This is a genomic window from Enterobacter cloacae complex sp. 302F9 (genome assembly GCF_050030335.1).
In the GTDB taxonomy this organism is placed as follows: domain Bacteria; phylum Pseudomonadota; class Gammaproteobacteria; order Enterobacterales; family Enterobacteriaceae; genus Enterobacter; species Enterobacter hormaechei_C.
Genome location: NZ_JBLGUC010000001.1, coordinates 144,989 through 161,062 on the forward strand (window position 1 = coordinate 144,989; position 16,074 = coordinate 161,062).

The 16,074-nt window shown below is 54.7% G+C and carries 19 protein-coding genes; 7 read left to right on the forward strand and 12 right to left on the reverse strand.

What is annotated here, in order from left to right; all coding sequences use genetic code 11:
- Nucleotides 1-6 precede the first annotated feature (6 nt).
- Together ACQG0T_RS00700 and ACQG0T_RS00705 are read right to left on the reverse strand one after the other, a co-directional pair.
- On the reverse strand, nt 7-624 hold the full coding sequence (locus tag ACQG0T_RS00700; RefSeq protein WP_006812426.1) for a trimeric intracellular cation channel family protein: 618 nt from the start codon (nt 622-624) through the stop codon (nt 7-9).
- A gap of 208 nt (nt 625-832) precedes the next feature.
- On the reverse strand, nt 833-1,696 hold the full coding sequence (locus tag ACQG0T_RS00705; RefSeq protein ID WP_252051684.1) for a YicC/YloC family endoribonuclease: 864 nt from the start codon (nt 1,694-1,696) through the stop codon (nt 833-835).
- Between the two features lie 125 nt (nt 1,697-1,821).
- Between ACQG0T_RS00705 and rph the strand changes: the two genes are divergently transcribed.
- Together rph and pyrE are read left to right on the forward strand one after the other, a co-directional pair.
- A complete protein-coding gene (gene rph / locus ACQG0T_RS00710; RefSeq protein ID WP_015570044.1) occupies nt 1,822-2,538 on the forward strand; it encodes a ribonuclease PH in 717 nt (238 codons plus the stop codon).
- A 66-nt stretch (nt 2,539-2,604) separates the two neighbouring features.
- The gene (gene pyrE, locus ACQG0T_RS00715; RefSeq protein WP_015570043.1) at nt 2,605-3,246 is read left to right on the forward strand and encodes an orotate phosphoribosyltransferase; all 642 of its coding nucleotides are present in this window, start codon (nt 2,605-2,607) and stop codon (nt 3,244-3,246) included.
- Nucleotides 3,247-3,328: 82 nt separating this feature from the next.
- Here the strand turns inward: pyrE and slmA are convergent, their stop codons facing one another.
- The 3 genes from slmA to coaBC form a co-directional block, all read right to left on the reverse strand.
- Nucleotides 3,329-3,925 carry a nucleoid occlusion factor SlmA gene (gene slmA / locus ACQG0T_RS00720; protein WP_003860901.1) on the reverse strand — a complete coding sequence of 199 codons (597 nt, stop codon included), beginning with the start codon at nt 3,923-3,925 and terminating at the stop codon, nt 3,329-3,331.
- Nucleotides 3,926-4,046: 121 nt separating this feature from the next.
- Entirely contained in the window at nt 4,047-4,505 is a 459-nt protein-coding gene (gene dut, locus ACQG0T_RS00725; protein ID WP_015570042.1) for a dUTP diphosphatase, read from the reverse strand.
- On the reverse strand, nt 4,483-5,694 hold the full coding sequence (coaBC, locus tag ACQG0T_RS00730) for a bifunctional phosphopantothenoylcysteine decarboxylase/phosphopantothenate--cysteine ligase CoaBC (protein WP_168728665.1): 1,212 nt from the start codon (nt 5,692-5,694) through the stop codon (nt 4,483-4,485). The genes dut and coaBC overlap by 23 nt, the downstream gene beginning before the upstream one ends.
- A 173-nt stretch (nt 5,695-5,867) precedes the next feature.
- Here coaBC and radC point away from each other — a divergent pair, with 173 nt between their 5' ends.
- The 4 genes from radC to mutM all read left to right on the forward strand — a co-directional run bounded on the left by radC (nt 5,868) and on the right by mutM (nt 8,059).
- The gene (radC, locus tag ACQG0T_RS00735) at nt 5,868-6,533 is read left to right on the forward strand and encodes a RadC family protein (protein WP_006812419.1); all 666 of its coding nucleotides are present in this window, start codon (nt 5,868-5,870) and stop codon (nt 6,531-6,533) included.
- Between the two features lie 217 nt (nt 6,534-6,750).
- Nucleotides 6,751-6,987, forward strand: a complete 237-nt coding sequence (rpmB, locus tag ACQG0T_RS00740) for a 50S ribosomal protein L28 (protein ID WP_002436699.1) — start codon at nt 6,751-6,753, stop codon at nt 6,985-6,987.
- Between the two features lie 22 nt (nt 6,988-7,009).
- Complete coding sequence (gene rpmG, locus ACQG0T_RS00745; RefSeq protein WP_003024094.1) at nt 7,010-7,177, forward strand: 50S ribosomal protein L33; 168 nt, start codon at nt 7,010-7,012, stop codon at nt 7,175-7,177.
- A gap of 72 nt (nt 7,178-7,249) precedes the next feature.
- Nucleotides 7,250-8,059, forward strand: coding sequence for a bifunctional DNA-formamidopyrimidine glycosylase/DNA-(apurinic or apyrimidinic site) lyase (mutM, locus tag ACQG0T_RS00750; RefSeq protein WP_003860879.1), 810 nt, complete (start codon nt 7,250-7,252; stop codon nt 8,057-8,059).
- A gap of 2 nt (nt 8,060-8,061) precedes the next feature.
- Here mutM and coaD read toward each other — a convergent pair whose 3' ends face one another.
- From coaD to rfaQ, 7 genes are all read right to left on the reverse strand, one after another.
- On the reverse strand, nt 8,062-8,541 hold the full coding sequence (gene coaD / locus ACQG0T_RS00755) for a pantetheine-phosphate adenylyltransferase (protein ID WP_015570040.1): 480 nt from the start codon (nt 8,539-8,541) through the stop codon (nt 8,062-8,064).
- A gap of 3 nt (nt 8,542-8,544) precedes the next feature.
- Nucleotides 8,545-9,315: a glycosyltransferase family 2 protein gene (locus ACQG0T_RS00760; protein ID WP_017693965.1), complete on the reverse strand. Its 771-nt coding sequence runs from the start codon at nt 9,313-9,315 to the stop codon at nt 8,545-8,547.
- Nucleotides 9,315-10,589 (reverse strand): lipid IV(A) 3-deoxy-D-manno-octulosonic acid transferase, encoded by a 1,275-nt coding sequence (gene waaA, locus ACQG0T_RS00765; protein WP_271040510.1) that lies wholly within the window; start codon nt 10,587-10,589, stop codon nt 9,315-9,317. Before waaA ends, ACQG0T_RS00760 begins: the two co-directional genes overlap by 1 nt.
- Before the next feature lie 66 nt (nt 10,590-10,655).
- Nucleotides 10,656-11,645: a glycosyltransferase gene (locus tag ACQG0T_RS00770; RefSeq protein ID WP_015570038.1), complete on the reverse strand. Its 990-nt coding sequence runs from the start codon at nt 11,643-11,645 to the stop codon at nt 10,656-10,658.
- 11 nt (nt 11,646-11,656) lie between these two features.
- Nucleotides 11,657-12,757 (reverse strand): glycosyltransferase, encoded by a 1,101-nt coding sequence (locus tag ACQG0T_RS00775; protein ID WP_058685828.1) that lies wholly within the window; start codon nt 12,755-12,757, stop codon nt 11,657-11,659.
- 2 nt (nt 12,758-12,759) lie between these two features.
- Nucleotides 12,760-13,887, reverse strand: a complete 1,128-nt coding sequence (locus ACQG0T_RS00780) for a glycosyltransferase family 4 protein (protein WP_058685829.1) — start codon at nt 13,885-13,887, stop codon at nt 12,760-12,762.
- A complete protein-coding gene (gene rfaQ, locus ACQG0T_RS00785; RefSeq protein ID WP_058685830.1) occupies nt 13,884-14,954 on the reverse strand; it encodes a putative lipopolysaccharide heptosyltransferase III in 1,071 nt (356 codons plus the stop codon). Before rfaQ ends, ACQG0T_RS00780 begins: the two co-directional genes overlap by 4 nt.
- 150 nt (nt 14,955-15,104) lie before the next feature.
- Between rfaQ and ACQG0T_RS00790 the strand changes: the two genes are divergently transcribed.
- The gene (locus tag ACQG0T_RS00790) at nt 15,105-16,058 is read left to right on the forward strand and encodes a polysaccharide deacetylase family protein (RefSeq protein ID WP_023295716.1); all 954 of its coding nucleotides are present in this window, start codon (nt 15,105-15,107) and stop codon (nt 16,056-16,058) included.
- The last annotated feature ends 16 nt before the right edge of the window (nt 16,059-16,074 follow it).

The following is a 16,074-nucleotide window of genomic DNA, read 5'->3' on the forward strand; positions in this document are numbered from 1 at the left end:
CTGACATTAATGCGCATTGTGTTTGTAATGAAAAACGGGAAGGCCCAGCTTAAGGCGCAATGCCAGCATACGCGCGGTGAAGCCAAACAGCAGGGTGGAGATAACCACCACATCGTGGCTGGTGACATAGTGCTGCAAGGCGACATAAAGCACTGCCGCGGCAAAGGAGATGCCGGCATACAGTTCCTTCTGGAAAACCAGCGGGATACGCTTGCAGAACATATCCCGCAGCACCCCGCCAAACACGCCCGTGATCACGGCAGCGATGGTGGCGATAACCGGGCCTTCACCCATATCGAGAGCGATTTGTGCGCCAATGATGGAAAAAACAATCAGCCCAAGCGCATCCAGCACCAGAAACAAGCGGCGCAGATGAGGCATCACCGGGGCCACAATCGTGGTTAGCACGGCTGCCGTTGCCACGATAATGACGTACTCAGGGTTTTTGACCCAGCCGAGCGGATAATGGCCAAGCAGGATATCGCGCACGGACCCGCCGCCGAGCGCGGTGGCCGTGGCAATAATAATCACGCCGAAGGTGTCCATACGGCGACGTCCGGCAGCGAGCGCGCCGGTCATGGCTTCTGCGGTAATGCCAATAAGATAGAGAATGTGAAGCAGCATAAACCCTCCGGAATGAAGAGGAGGAGATTAGCGATTTGTGCGGAAGATCACGATTGAGATTTTCTAAGGCGAGGGGGTTTGCCCTACAGAAATTTATCAACGCATGCCTGGCGGGCTTGTGATAAGGCGGGAGGAAAAGAAAGTAAGGCTAAATAAGGATTAGAAAAAGTAATGGGTGGTGAGCGAGGCAACACCACCCTGAAAGGAATTACTCGATATTCTGGATCTGCTCGCGCATCTGCTCAATCAGGACCTTCAGCTCAATCGCTGAATTGGTTACCTCTGCATTGATAGACTTAGACGCCAGCGTGTTCGACTCGCGGTTGAACTCCTGCATCATAAAGTCGAGACGGCGGCCTACCGCTTCTTTCTTCTTCAGAATGTTGTAGGTCTCTTTAACGTGCGCTTCCAGACGATCCAGCTCTTCAGCCACGTCCACACGCTGCGCCATCAGCACCAGCTCTTGTTCCAGACGGTTGTTTTCCAGCTGAACTTCCGCCTCTTCCAGTTTGGCGACAAGACGCTCACGCTGCCATTGCAGCACTTCTGGCATATGAGCGCGCACTTTAGCGACTTCGGCGCTCACGCCTTCAAGGCGTTGCTCAATCATCGCTTTCAGCGCCTGGCCTTCGGTTTCGCGGGCAATGATAAAGTCGTCCAGCGTGCCGTCGAGTGCAGCCAGGATTTCAGCGGTAATCGCGTCCAGATCCTGCTCTCCGGCGGCCATCACGCCAGGCCAGCGCAGAATATCAACCGGGTTGATCTCGCCTTCATCGCTCTGCATTTTGACCCAGTTCGCCGCATTAACCAGCTGTTTTGCCAGCTTTTCGTTCAGGATCAGTTCGCCCTGTGCACTGGCATCGGGCTCAAAACGCAAATTACATTCCACTTTCCCGCGGGTCAGACGCGTACGGATACGCTCACGCACCACAGGCTCCAGGCTGCGGAACTGTTCCGGCATACGGAAATACGTTTCCAGATAGCGCTGGTTTACCGAGCGCATTTCCCAGGTAGCGCTACCCCAGCTACCCTTGATTTCACGCCGGGCGTAGGCGGTCATACTGCGGATCATAGACATTCCCGTTTTTGAAGGAGAGATGGGGGGATTATAGCTTTCAGGGGCTTCTCAGGATAGGAATAAGCGTCCTTTATCCGTATAATGCGCAGCCACATTCGTTTCAAGCCGGAGAATCCATCATGCGTCCAGCAGGTCGTAGCGCCAACCAGGTGCGTCCCGTCACCCTGACCCGTAACTATACAAAACACGCTGAAGGCTCCGTGCTGGTTGAGTTTGGTGACACCAAGGTGCTTTGCACCGCGTCCATTGAAGAGGGCGTGCCTCGCTTCCTGAAAGGTCAGGGCCAGGGGTGGATCACCGCCGAATACGGTATGTTGCCGCGCGCAACCCATACCCGTAATGCCCGTGAAGCGGCAAAAGGTAAGCAGGGCGGCCGTACTATGGAGATCCAGCGCCTGATCGCGCGTGCGCTCCGCGCCGCGGTTGACCTGAAAACGCTGGGTGAGTTCACCATCACGCTGGACTGCGACGTGATCCAGGCCGATGGTGGCACGCGTACGGCCTCTATTACCGGTGCCTGTGTGGCGCTGGCAGATGCCCTGAACAAGCTGGTTGCCGCCGGTAAGCTGAAAACCAACCCAATGAAAGGGATGGTTGCTGCTGTCTCCGTTGGTATCGTTAACGGCGAGGCGCTTTGCGATCTGGAATACGTTGAAGATTCTGCCGCAGAAACCGACATGAACGTGGTGATGACCGAAGATGGTCGCATCATTGAAGTGCAGGGTACGGCAGAAGGCGAGCCATTCACCCATGAAGAGCTGCTCACCTTGCTGGCGTTGGCCCGAGGGGGAATCGAATCTATTGTAGCGACGCAGAAAGCGGCGTTAGAAAATTGATTTTAAGGCGACCAATGAGTCGCCTTTTTTTTGCCTGTAAGACTGAAAAGACAAAGGAGCAAATCCATGAAATCGTATCAGCGCCAGTTTATTGAGTTTGCGCTTAACAAGCAGGTACTTAAGTTTGGCGAGTTCACGCTGAAATCCGGGCGTAAAAGCCCGTATTTCTTCAACGCCGGGCTGTTTAATACCGGGCGCGACCTGGCACTGTTAGGCCGCTTCTATGCCGAAGCGCTGGTGGATTCCGGGATTGATTTCGACCTGCTGTTTGGCCCCGCGTACAAAGGCATTCCAATCGCAACCACCACGGCGGTGGCGCTGGCGGAACACCATGACCGCGACGTACCGTACTGCTTTAACCGTAAAGAGGCCAAAACCCACGGTGAAGGCGGCAATCTGGTAGGCAGTGCGTTGCAGGGGCGCGTGATGCTGGTGGATGACGTGATCACCGCAGGTACCGCGATCCGTGAATCGATGGAGATTATCCAGGCTAACGGCGCAACGCTTGCGGGTGTGCTGATTTCGCTCGATCGTCAGGAGCGCGGGCGCGGCGACATCTCTGCTATTCAGGAAGTGGAGCGCGATTATGGCTGCAAGGTCACGTCGATTATCACGCTGAAAGACCTGATTGCGTATCTGGAAGAGAAGCCTGAGATGGCTGATCATCTGGCGGCGGTGCGTCAATACCGCGAAGAGTTTGGCGTATAATTCAATTGCCCGGCGGCGCTACGCTTACCGGGCCTACCCGTTCGTAGGCCGGATAAGGCGAAGCCGCCATCCGGCGATGGCATTACTGTAACTGAGCAGCCACTAACGGCCAGCGGGCGTCAAAATCGTCCGTTGGTCGATATTTAAACTCGCTGCGCACAAACCGGGAGAGCATCCCTTCGCAAAAAGCCAGGATCTGGCTTGCCAGCAGGGTCTCATCCGTATTATATCCCTCGCCTTCCCGCATTTTCTTCTCGCGCAGAACCTGACGCAGCTGGGCTTCGATACGCTCAAAAAGCTGGTTTATACGGCCTTGCAGACGATCCTGTTCAAACATCAGCGCGTGGCCGGTCAGAATACGGGTCAGACCCGGGTTACGTTCACCAAAGCCCAGAATCAGCAGCACAATCAGACGCAGACGCGTGCTGGTGTCTTTTTCATCCTTCAGAATCAGGTTGATGCGCGTGATCAGGCTGTCTTCGATAAACTCGATCAGGCTGTCAAACATCCGGGTTTTGCTCGGGAAATGACGATACAGCGCCGCCTCTGACACGCCCACAGAGGCCGCCAGTTTTGCGGTGGTGATGCGTTGACTGCCGTCGCTGGATTCAAGCATCAGAGCCAGAGATTGAAGTATTTCTTCGCGACGATTCCTTTTCGCGGTTTGTTTTTCTGCCATGTTACAAAATACCCCTGAAAATAAGCACTTGTCAGGCTGGCAACCACACAGCGACCCGCAAACTGACGTTTGCGGTTTGTTATTGCATTATGGCGCTGTGAGATGCGTGTTTGTCGGGCGGTTATTTGCGCCCGGAATGGCCGAAGCCGCCTTCGCCACGGTCGGTAGCGTCGAAGTCTGCCACCAGGTTAAATTCTGCCTGCACCACCGGTACAAACACCATCTGCGCGATACGCTCGCCCGGCTCAATGGTGAAGCTGTCCTGGCCACGGTTCCAGACGGATACCATCAGCTGACCCTGATAGTCAGAATCGATCAGGCCGACCAGATTACCCAGCACGACGCCATGCTTGTGGCCCAGGCCAGAGCGCGGCAGGATCACCGCTGCCAGTGACGGGTCAGCAATGTGAATCGCCAGCCCGGTCGGGATCAGGGTCGTTGCACCCGGCGCCAGTTCTACGGCGTCATCAAGACAGGCGCGCAGGTCAAGACCGGCAGAGCCGGAGGTGGCATACGTTGGCAGCGGAAATTGCTCGCCAACGCGCGGGTCCAGAATCTTAACGTCGATTTTTTTCATCATAACGGGTAACGATCTCGTCCAGTAAGTGTTGGCCCAGGAGTTCTTTGCGCTCAAGCGGTAAGACTTTATCTCCATCCTGCCAGAAAAGGTGCAATGCGTTGCTGTCGCTGTTAAATCCTTGCGTGGACAGCGATACGTCGTTCGCGCAAATCAAATCGAGGTTTTTGCGGGTACGTTTTTGCCGGGCATATTCTTCCACATTATTCGTTTCTGCGGCAAACCCAACAACGTAAGGTCGATGAGTTTTCAATGCGGCGACACCGGCAACGATATCCGGGTTCTTCACCATTTTTATTGTTAATTCATCACCTTGCTTTTTAATTTTGGCGTCGGCAATGGTTTCGGCGCGGTAATCAGCGACGGCCGCACAGCCGATAAAAATATGCTGCTGTTGAGCATGTGCCTGTACGGCGGCTTCCATTTCCAGCGCGGTCGTTACATCAATACGCTGCACAAACGCAGGGGTGGTAAGCGACACCGGGCCGCTCACCAGCGTGACGTTCGCGCCGCGTTTGGCTGCCGCGGCAGCAATCGCAAAGCCCATTTTGCCTGAGCTGTGGTTGGTGATGTAACGCACCGGATCCAGCGGCTCGCGCGTGGGGCCCGCGGTAATCATGATGTTGAGATGTTGCAGATCGTTGACAGGCGAGAAATGGGCGGCGGCCATATCAACAATCGTCAATGGGTCGAGCATACGCCCTGGCCCAACGTCGCCGCAGGCCTGGCTGCCACTGTCCGGTCCCCAAATCAGCAGGCCGCGCGAGGCCAGCGTGTCCAGATTATGCTGGGTAGCGGCGTTGCGGTACATCTGCTGGTTCATTGCGGGCACAACCGCGACGGGCGCAGGCGTGGCGAGGCAAATGGTCGTTACCAGATCGTTCGCCATACCGGCTGCCACGCGGGCAATTAAATCTGCCGTGGCGGGGGCAAGGATAACCAGATCGGCCCATTTCCCCAGCTCAATGTGGCCCATTGCGGCTTCGGCTGCCGGGTCGAGCAGGCTGTCGGATACCGGGTATCCCGAGACGGCTTGCAGGCTCAGCGGGGTGATAAAGGCTTTGCCGCCTTCGGTGATCGCGACCCGTACGTCGGCCCCGCGCTCGCGCAAACGGCGCACCAGGTCTGGCGTTTTATAGGCAGCAATACCGCCGCTGACGCCAAGAACGATTTTTTTACCGGCCAGGCTCATCATGATTCTTTCCTGTTGGGTTTCACCAGAGAGCGGGCATTTTATCACAATCCCTAAAACGGGGTGATGATGTCCTTAATTCACTTTGCGAGGCGTTACGCAAGAACGAAATGCCAGCGTCGAACCCCGAATTTGCCTGTGGCAGCATAATGGCAAACAGAAGGAGGCCGGGCATGGAAGAGACTGAACTGCTGTTACCGCGTGAAAAAATGCTGCGTCATGGCGTCACGTTGTTAAAGGACGACGAGCTGCTGGCGCTCTTTTTACGCACAGGCACGCCGGGGAAAACGGTATTTACGCTGGCGAAAGAACTGATAGACCATTTCGGTTCACTGTATGGATTGCTGACCGCTGAGCTGGAGGCGTTTACGCACGTTGAGGGCATTGGCGTGGCGAAATATGCCCAGTTACGGGGCATTGCCGAGCTGGCCCGGCGATTTTACAACGTGCGTATGGAGGAAGAAGACCCGATCCTCACCCCCGACATGACCCGCGAATTTCTGCAAAGCCAGCTCTCCGATCTGGAGCGGGAGATCTTTATGGTGATCTTTCTCGATAACAAAAACCGGGTACTGAAACATACCCGCCTTTTTTCGGGAACATTGAGCCACGTTGAGGTGCATCCGCGTGAAATTGTGCGGGAAGCGATAAAAGTGAATGCAGCCGGCGTGATCCTCGCGCATAATCACCCCTCTGGCTGTGCAGAACCAAGCAGAGCTGACAAAGCAATTACCGAACGTATTATCAAATGCTGTCAATTCATGGACATTCGTGTGCTGGACCATCTGATAATTGGCCGCGGAGAGTACATTTCTTTTGCCGAACGTGGCTGGATTTAGGCCTTTTCTCGCGATCCATCGGGATCTTTGTCTGTTCGGGACTTGAGCACACCGCCGAGTCAGCGTATACTACGCCACCTTTGAGAATCTCGGGTTTGGCATTTGGGCCTGGCAATCGAGAGTTCAATAGAACTATGCGATGACCGGGCTGTAAAGCCTGACGAGGCGCCGATACCCCATACGAAGCTCGAGCTAATTTGATTTTTGGAGAATAGACATGTCCCGAGTCTGCCAAGTTACTGGCAAGCGTCCGGTGACCGGTAACAACCGTTCCCACGCACTGAACGCGACTAAACGCCGTTTCCTGCCGAACCTGCACTCTCACCGTTTCTGGGTTGAGAGCGAGAAGCGTTTTGTCACCCTGCGCGTATCTGCTAAAGGTATGCGTGTAATCGATAAGAAAGGCATCGATACAGTTCTGTCCGAACTGCGTGCCCGTGGCGAAAAGTACTAAGTACTTAAAGAGGAAATAAATCATGGCTAAAGGTATTCGCGAGAAAATCAAGCTGGTTTCTTCTGCTGGTACAGGTCACTTCTACACCACCACGAAGAACAAACGTACTAAGCCGGAAAAACTGGAACTGAAAAAATTCGATCCAGTTGTACGCCAGCACGTACTGTACAAAGAAGCTAAAATCAAATAATTTTAGTCTCCTTGTATTGAAAAACCCCGCAACTGCGGGGTTTTTTGCATTCTGCATCTCAACGGAGGAACCATGCCTGAATTACCAGAGGTAGAGACCAGCCGCCGCGGCATTGAGCCCCATCTGGTTGGCGCGACTATTCTTCATGCTGTCGTTCGCAACGGGCGTCTGCGCTGGCCGGTGTCCGATGAGATCCACGCGTTAAGCGACAAACCCGTCCTGAGCGTGCAGCGCCGCGCGAAATACCTGCTGCTGGAGCTGCCTGACGGCTGGATCATTATCCATCTGGGCATGTCGGGAAGCCTGCGCATCCTCACCGAAGAGTTGCCTGCGGAAAAGCACGACCACGTTGATCTGGTGATGAGTAACGGCAAAGTACTGCGTTACACCGACCCGCGTCGCTTTGGCGCATGGCTGTGGACCAAAGAGCTGGAAGGACACAACGTGCTGGCGCATCTCGGACCTGAGCCGCTGTCAGAGGCGTTTAACGCGGATTATCTCAAAGAGAAGTGCGCGAAAAAGAAAACCCCGATTAAACCCTGGCTGATGGATAACAAGCTGGTGGTGGGCGTGGGAAATATCTATGCCAGCGAATCGTTGTTTGCCGCCGGGATCCATCCCGATCGGCTGGCCTCCTCGCTGTCGGCGCAGGAGTGCGAGCTGCTGGTCAGAGTAATTAAAGCGGTACTGCTGCGCTCAATTGAGCAGGGCGGGACGACGCTGAAGGATTTCCTGCAAAGCGACGGGAAGCCGGGCTATTTTGCGCAGGAGTTGCAGGTTTATGGCCGTAAGGGTGAGCCGTGCAGAGCCTGCGGGACGCCGATTATTGCCACGAAGCACGCTCAGCGCGCCACGTTTTACTGCCGTCAGTGCCAGAAGTAGGGTTACTTTAGCTTTTCCATCAACGCCTGGTGGACGTTAACCGGCAGGAAGTGGGTAACGTCCCCGTGATGGCGCGCCACCTCTTTCACCAGTGAGGAAGAGATGAAGGACCACTCTTTGGAGGGCATCAGGAATACGCTCTCCAGCTCCGGCATCAGATGGCGGTTCATGTGTGCCAGCTGCATCTCATATTCGAAGTCTGCTACCGCGCGAAGACCGCGGATCAGGATATTGGCCTGCCGGTCACGGGCAAAGTTTGCCATCAAGTCGCTGAATCCGACGACCTCAACATTCGACAGATGCGAAATCGCATCGGTGGCAAGCTGCACGCGTTCGTTCAGGTCGAACATCGGCTTTTTGCTCGGGCTGGCGGCAATGGCCAGAATCACCTTGTCGAACATACACGCCGCACGGGTGATGATATCAAGATGACCGTTAGTGATCGGATCGAAGGTACCCGGATAAATCGCTTTTGTGCTCATGGCTCACGTTTTCTCTGAGTAGCCGCGGTTCAGCGCCCACAGCTCGGTGTATTTGTTGAAAGTATACTGGGCATTCACTACGGCCAGTAACCAGCCCTGTTTGCCGTCCAGCACGCCGCCACGCAGCAGCAGCGTTTTCAGAAACGCGCCCAGCGTGTGGGTGAAGATGCCGGTCAGCGTGGCCTTCTTGCCGCGCGTATGCCGCTCCTGTGCCCAGGCGGTGGCATAGTTCAGCTGTTTCCGCTGGAAGCTGGCGAAATCGCGGCAGGTCAGATGAAGCAGATCGCCCGTCAGAGGGATGACCTGAGCGCCATCGCAGGCCAGAGATTCATGGACCAGGTTGTCGTTGTACTGATAACGCTCGCGCGCATAGAGGCGCATCACGCGGTCGGGGTACCAGCCGCTGTGGCGCATAAAGCGGCCCAGGAAATAGTTACGACGCGCGATACTGTAGACCGCGCCGGGCTGTGGCGCGGCAAGCACCGTTTGAATGGCCTGTCGGAGTTCCGGGGTGACGCGCTCATCGGTATCGATCATCAACACGTAATCGCCCGTGGCGTAACCCTGCGCACGCTGGCGCTGAATACCGTAGCCCTGCCAGTCGGTGTCGGTAAAGACTTTTGCCCCGGCTGCACGGGCAACGTCCGCCGTGTTGTCCGTACTTCCGGAGTCGAGAATGACGATTTCGTCAGCCCAGGCAACAGAGGCCAGGCAATCCGGAAGCAGGTCGGCGGCGTTTTTGGCGATCATCACGACCGACAGACGCGTTGACATTAGTGGCTCCGCTGCGGCAGGTAAGGTTGCAGAAGTTGCAGCAGACGGGTCAGTGCGCCCTGGTTCTGATGCAGGACTTCAACGGCGTGACGACCGTACCACAGGCGGTAATCTTCGTCAGTCAGAAGGGTAGAGACCTCTTTGACCACCGAATCCGCGTCGGTCACGGTGATTAAGCCATCGGCTTGCTGCAATTTCGCGCAGATATCTTTGAAGTTAAACGTGTGTGGCCCCATCAGTACGGGGATGGCGTGGGCTGCTGGCTCCAGCGGGTTATGACCACCGCGCTCCACCAGGCTTCCGCCAACGAATGCAAGATCGGCGATCCCGTACAGCAGCATCAGTTCGCCCATCGTATCGCCAATCACCACCTGCGTGTTGCCAGAGGGGATTTCGCCGCTGCTGCGCAGGGTGAAGCTGAAACCGCCTTTTTGCACCATCTCGCGGGCATCTTTAAAACGCTCAGGATGGCGAGGAACCAGAATCAGCAGTAAATCAGGGAATTTTTCCAGCAGCTGGCGGTGAGCCTGAAGAATAATGGCTTCTTCGCCATCATGGGTGCTGGTGGCAATCCAGACCTGGCGACGCGGCGCCCACTGACGACGCAGTGTTACCGCACGGGCGGCGAGTTCAGGGGTGACGGAAATATCGAACTTCAGGCTACCCGTGACCGCAAGCTGGTTGCGCTTCAGGCCGAGGGCGATAAAGCGCGCGGCATCTTCTTCGTTCTGCGCGGCGATCAGCGTGATTTTGCTGAGCAGGCGACGCATAAATTTACCCAGCTTGCCGTACCCTTTCGCCGAGCGTTCTGACAGACGCGCGTTGGCGATAACCAAAGGAATTTTACGGGCATGCAGGGCGGAAATCATATTCGGCCACAGTTCGGTTTCCATGACGATCACCAGTTTAGGGCGCACGGTATTCAGGAAACGGTTCATGGCGCAGGGGAGATCGTACGGCAGGTAGACGTGATGCACGTCTTTACCGAAGGCAGACATCACGCGCTCTGAGCCGGTTGGTGTCATCGTGGTGACGGTGATGGGCAGTGACGGATAACGGTGGCGCAGGGCACGCACCAGTGGAATGGCGGCCAGCGTTTCCCCGACTGACACGGAATGCAGCAGAATACCGTCCGGCGCCACTTTATTGCGGCAGTAGCCATAACGTTCGGCCCAGCGTTTACGGTACGCAGGCGCTTTACGGCTACGAAGCAACAGTCGCAGCCACACCAGTGGCTGAATGATGTAGAGCAGGGCGGTATACAACAATTCCAAGCGATTATCCGTTTTTTTAGTTTCGGCCGGGAAATTCTAAGCATTTAAGCGTGCTAAAGCTATCTCTTATGCCAGATACCGTTTTAAACGGAAGTAGCGCCGGCCCAGGCGCCAGCGCAAACGCGGGCTTTTGGCACTTTTCCAGATGAGCTTCCAGATCCCGGTGTCGAAGAACTCTTTGATTATCATTGATTTCTTCGCCTCATCCTTCATGTTGTCGAAGGTATGAATAATTCCCAGACCCTCTTTAGCGATTTGCCAGTAACAGGCCGGGATATTTTTCACTTTATCCGGGTAGCGCTGGTTAATGGCATCAAGCATCTTCAGGATCTTCATATAATGGCGCGCAGAGCGAATCAGCGTGTCGTCATTATCCGGGGTGTGCGATACCGAGGCGGAGTGAATGTAGTAGTCGTAAAAGCGTTCGCTGGTGTACTGAACGCGTTCCGCGGCAAGCAGCACCTCAGTCGTCCACGGGATATCCTGATGGCGCAGGCCTGGCTCGAAACGGAAGCCGTGCTGACGAATAAAATCGTGACGATAGATATTCAGCCAGGTCACATGCAGGAACTTACGAGAATCCAGCGCCTTTTTTAACCATGCCGCGCCATTCATGACGCCCGTTGAGGCGAGCTTATCTTCAGGGAAGATAGGGCGAGACGGTTTTTTGTTATTTTCCCAGACGTAGTTGCCATTGCAGGTGGCGACATCCAGGTTCTGCGTGACGGCCATATCCAGCAGACGCTGGTACATGCCGGGTTTGAAGACATCATCAATATCCGGGAAAGAGAGATACTGCCCGGTCGCAACGGCCAGGCCAGTATTACGCGCGATGGACACGCCCTGATTAGGTTGTTCAATAACCTGCATCTGTGGCAGCTTTTCGCGCCATTTTTCGACAATCTGCATCGAGCGGTCAGTGGAACCGTCATTCACGATGATGACTTCCATACTGTCGATGTGTTGATTTACAAGGCAGGTAAAGAACTGATCGAGAAAAGCTTCACCGTTATAAACGGCCACCACCACGCTTAATAAAGGCGCTGAATTTTGCATATGAAACCTGATTATTTTTGGTTGTCGACCAAAGCAATGTATTGCTGGCAAATGGCGTTGATACCGAACGATGCGATCGTTTCGCGATCAACAACCGGCGGAGAGGCATACAGTTCTGCCAGTGTTTTCGCCAGTGATTCGTCGGTTAACGCTGTCAGACCACGCGCCAGGGGGCCAGTAAGGATCTCAGCAGGGCCGCCAGGGCAGTTTGTACTCACCGGTGGGGTCTGACAGATAATGGACTCTACCAGTACATTACCAAAACCTTCGCAGTCGGAACTTAACACTAAAAGGCGTGCCCCTTTGATCCACGGGTAGGGGTTGGTTTCGAACGGGCGGAAGACGATCTTGTTTTCAATTCCCAGCTTAGCGGCAAGCTGTTTGAGCTGATTTATTTTCGCGTTAGAACCTTTGCCCATCAACACCAGCGATGCGTCGATCTTGCTCAGCGCAAACGCCCGCAGCAGCCTGTCGTGACGTTTGTGTTCATGAAAACGGCCAACGTGGATAATGTAATCCTGCCCCTGCATCTCAAAGGCCGCTTCCGCCAGACGCTGAATTTCAGGGATATCAAAGGGGTTATGGATAACCGCTTTGCGCCGCAGGGGGATCGCGAGTACTTCAGACAGATCGTGCAGCACGGCGCCGGATACCGCCACCACGTTGCGGTTTTCATAGGTATGACGGATTTTATAATGCTTAAACCAGCGAGAAATCCCGCTGCGATGGCGCAAATAGGAGAAGGAGAACATCCCGTGTACGCAGAACCAGACCTTATCCCGATCCAGCACGCGGCTGTGCGCCACGATACGGTCGGTTTTATGCAGATGTGAGAACACGACGTCAAATTTACCGCTGCGTTCTGCCTGCTCGATGGCGCGATCCAGCAAACGGGCGCGACGCGGGATCTCGGTCAGCTTCCGCCAGGGTTTTTTACAGGTATCCTGCACAACCTGAAAATCGATGCCTTCCGGAATGGCGTAGTCGCACACCTTCCGTAAGGAGAAAAGGGTGACCTGATGCCCCAGTTCTGTCAGTCCGCTGGAGAGGGTGAGAACCGTTTTTTCGGCTCCTCCACCGGGTAAACCATCAATAATCATTAGGATGCGCATTATTAATCCAGTAATTTTTGATAAAGCGAAATAAGCTGACTTGATAGTTTTTCAGGGGTTGCTTCTCTGACGCGTTCACGCGCCGCAAGCCCCATATTGTTATTTTTTTCCAGTGAAGGGATGGACATGACGGCCTCCTTCAATGTGTGGATATCAAGTGCATCACAGTAAAACCCGTTCTGGCCTTGCTCAATAAATTCTGAACCACCGCAACTCTCTGACGTAATGACGGGCAATCCACAGGCCATTGCTTCAAGTATGACGTTAGGGAAAGGATCATACAGCGTCGGCAGCAGTAAACCATCAGAAAGCTGATAAAATGGCAGCGTCTCTTTTTGCATCCCCAGGAAACGGATTTGCCCCTCACAGCCTAATGAACGGGCGAGGTCGCGATAACGGCTTTCCGCTTTATCCTGACCGACCACAACCAGCCACGCCGAGGTTCCTCCTATAGCCCGAATAGCGCTTGCCAGCCCCTTGCGTTCAAACCCTGAACCCACGAAGCAGAAAATGACGGCATCAGCGGGTAAGCCAAATTGCTGACGCAGTACAGCGCGTTGCCTCTCTTCTGCCGGAACGAAGCGGCTGGAATCTATTGAATTATAAATCACATGTATCTTTTTTGCGTCAATATCAAAGTCTTCGACGATTTCGCGCTTGATCATCTCCGCATTACAGATAACGGCTTTCAACTCGGGAGCCTGGTACATTTCACGTTCTGCGTGCATCACGTAGCGGTGATAGCGATCGTGCATAAGCAGCTTCGCGCGCCAGGCGGGGAGAATACGCGTACGCTGTAGCAGCCAGCGTCGATGTACACCATCCCCGGCGCGGTAAATATCGCAGCCCGGAATACGTTCGTGGCTCTGGACAATATCAAACTGCTGTTGCTGCCACAGCGCGCGCGCGGCGTGTGCAAAGCCGCGCTCACGGCTGATGCGGCCCCACTTCCGGGGATCGCAAATATGAATATGCCAGTCGTCCTGCTTTTCGCCCTGCCACTCGCGGGTGATGACGTTGAGCTCAAGATTTTGATTGCTCAGCGCGGTAAGTGCCCTGGAGACAAAACGTTCTGCTCCTCCATCCGGACGATATTTTTGGCGCACAATGGCCAGACGATGAAGCTTCATTGCAGGTATCTCCTTGCGGCGGAGACGACAGCATCAACGGGGATGGCGTCGAGATAACGTTCCGTCGTTTTTGTATCAATGGCGTCAGGGTTGGGAAGCGGGCCGTAGTTACCTGCCCAGATGACCTCTCCGTTAACCTGCCATGGCGACCAGAACGTCAATTTTGACGGGCCAAACAGCGCCACGCAGGGCGTCTGAAGGGCGGCGGCCATGTGCATGGGTACGGAGTCAACGCCAATGAACAGGATCGCGTGATCGATTAGCGAGGCCAGCTGGCGCAGGGTTAACTGCCCTGCCAGCGATACAACACCCGTCTGCGGGGAGGCGGCAAGAATGCGGTCAATCATCGCCAGCTCTTTCTTGTCCGGTCCCGCCGTAAGGACGATAGTGTGGCCGTCCTGCTGCAACGCGGCGATAGTTTGCGCCATTTTGCCTTCGTCCCAGCACTTAAAGAACCAGCGTGAAGTGGGTTGAATAACGATGTAGCGGTCTCCCACGCCCTTTTGCGACAGCTTTTGGTGAGCATGGCGCCAGTCATCCGCGCTGTAAGCCATGGTCACGGTAGGGTTGGCCATTACCGGCAGCGCTGACAGTATGGAGAGATTTTGTTCAACGGTGTGCAACGACTGATGGCTGGCGACCGAGACCAGTTCACTGTGACAAAAACGCCAGAAGGCATTATTGCGCTTGTTAAAGGCGAACCCGAGCCGAACCGGTGCGCCGGTGAAGCGGGTAACAATCGTGCTGCGCCACTGATCGGCAAGATTGATCACCAGATGATAATGCTGAGCACGTAAAGCACGAAGCAACTGCCATTCTTTTTGCAGGTGCTTCAGCGTCCCCAGCTGCTTCCATTTACGATCGATACCATAGATCGTCCTGATTGCCGGATGCGCGGCGAGCATGTCTCGCGTCTCTTCATAGAGAAGCACGTCGATTTGGGCGTCAGGCCATTTCTGGCGTAATGAATTGATGACGGGGGTGGTGAGTAACATGTCACCATGATGGCGAAGTTTGATCAGTAAAATGCGCAAATCAGGCGTGTCAGGTAAGTTATTCATCATCATCTTATCGGCGTTGTACTATTGGCAATTCTAATAGACCTGGTAACGACTTGCACTCTTTCTCCATAATGTCAGGAATTTCCCTGGAAGGGTTTACTCCTGCTTTCGGGCGTGCGTAACATAGCGCTAACTATTTTGTCTTGCGGGCTCATTATGAAAAAACCAGCGTTTATCATCACGATCGATACCGAAGGGGATAATCTCTGGCAGAACCACCGGGTGATCAAAACGGAAAACGCGCGTTACCTGGCGCGGTTTCAGGCGCTTTGTGAACGCTTCGGCTTTAAGCCCGTCTGGCTGACCAACTACGAGATGGCAGTCGAACCGGTATTCATTGAGTTCGCGAAAGAGGTCATAGCCCGCGGCCAGGGTGAGGTGGGAATGCATCTCCATGCCTGGAATAGCCCTCCGGAGCACGATCTGACCGGTGATGACTGGCGCTGGCAGCCTTATCTGATTGAGTTTTCAGACGAGGTCATGCGTGAGAAAGTGCTCTTCATGACCCGCTTACTGGAAGAGACTTTCCAGACAAAAATGCTCAGCCATCGCGCCGGGCGCTGGGCATTCGACAGCCGTTACGCCCAGTTGCTGATTGAGCTGGGGTATCAGGTAGATTGTTCCGTTACGCCGCGCGTGAACTGGCGCAACGCGAAAGGCGCTCCGCAGGGTAATGGCGGAACGAATTACCAGCATTTTCCCGATCGTGCCTACTTTTTGGACGTAGACGACATTTCCCGGCCGGGAAACAGCCCTCTCCTCGAAGTACCGATGAGCATCCAGTATAAACACCCGGCATGGCTGAATTCCCTGAAGCAGGGTTATGATCGTCTGCGCGGTAAATACCGTTCTCCGTCAGTTAACTGGTTACGCCCGTCCGGAGGAAATGCGGCGGAGATGATTAAGGTGGCGCAGCAGTGCCTGGCTCAGGGAAATGACTACGTGGAGTTCATGCTGCATTCGTCGGAATTTATGCCTGGCGGGAGCCCTACTTTTAAAGACGAGGCCGCGATTGAGGGGCTGTATCAGGATCTGGAGCAGCTCTTTACCTGGTTATCAGATAAGACCGTGGGGATGACGCTGGCGGAGTTTTACAAGTACAAAAAATAGTTATGCCCGCCAGGCG

Coding starts and splice junctions, on each gene's coding strand:
- ACQG0T_RS00700 (WP_006812426.1), bottom strand. CDS start 624: ATGCTGCTTCACATTCTCTATCTTATTGGCATTACCGCAGAAGCCATG.
- ACQG0T_RS00705 (WP_252051684.1), bottom strand. CDS start 1,696: ATGATCCGCAGTATGACCGCCTACGCCCGGCGTGAAATCAAGGGTAGC.
- rph (WP_015570044.1), top strand. CDS start 1,822: ATGCGTCCAGCAGGTCGTAGCGCCAACCAGGTGCGTCCCGTCACCCTG.
- pyrE (WP_015570043.1), top strand. CDS start 2,605: ATGAAATCGTATCAGCGCCAGTTTATTGAGTTTGCGCTTAACAAGCAG.
- slmA (WP_003860901.1), bottom strand. CDS start 3,925: ATGGCAGAAAAACAAACCGCGAAAAGGAATCGTCGCGAAGAAATACTT.
- dut (WP_015570042.1), bottom strand. CDS start 4,505: ATGATGAAAAAAATCGACGTTAAGATTCTGGACCCGCGCGTTGGCGAG.
- coaBC (WP_168728665.1), bottom strand. CDS start 5,694: ATGAGCCTGGCCGGTAAAAAAATCGTTCTTGGCGTCAGCGGCGGTATT.
- radC (WP_006812419.1), top strand. CDS start 5,868: ATGGAAGAGACTGAACTGCTGTTACCGCGTGAAAAAATGCTGCGTCAT.
- rpmB (WP_002436699.1), top strand. CDS start 6,751: ATGTCCCGAGTCTGCCAAGTTACTGGCAAGCGTCCGGTGACCGGTAAC.
- rpmG (WP_003024094.1), top strand. CDS start 7,010: ATGGCTAAAGGTATTCGCGAGAAAATCAAGCTGGTTTCTTCTGCTGGT.
- mutM (WP_003860879.1), top strand. CDS start 7,250: ATGCCTGAATTACCAGAGGTAGAGACCAGCCGCCGCGGCATTGAGCCC.
- coaD (WP_015570040.1), bottom strand. CDS start 8,541: ATGAGCACAAAAGCGATTTATCCGGGTACCTTCGATCCGATCACTAAC.
- ACQG0T_RS00760 (WP_017693965.1), bottom strand. CDS start 9,315: ATGTCAACGCGTCTGTCGGTCGTGATGATCGCCAAAAACGCCGCCGAC.
- ACQG0T_RS00770 (WP_015570038.1), bottom strand. CDS start 11,645: ATGCAAAATTCAGCGCCTTTATTAAGCGTGGTGGTGGCCGTTTATAAC.
- ACQG0T_RS00775 (WP_058685828.1), bottom strand. CDS start 12,757: ATGCGCATCCTAATGATTATTGATGGTTTACCCGGTGGAGGAGCCGAA.
- ACQG0T_RS00780 (WP_058685829.1), bottom strand. CDS start 13,887: ATGAAGCTTCATCGTCTGGCCATTGTGCGCCAAAAATATCGTCCGGAT.
- rfaQ (WP_058685830.1), bottom strand. CDS start 14,954: ATGATGATGAATAACTTACCTGACACGCCTGATTTGCGCATTTTACTG.
- ACQG0T_RS00790 (WP_023295716.1), top strand. CDS start 15,105: ATGAAAAAACCAGCGTTTATCATCACGATCGATACCGAAGGGGATAAT.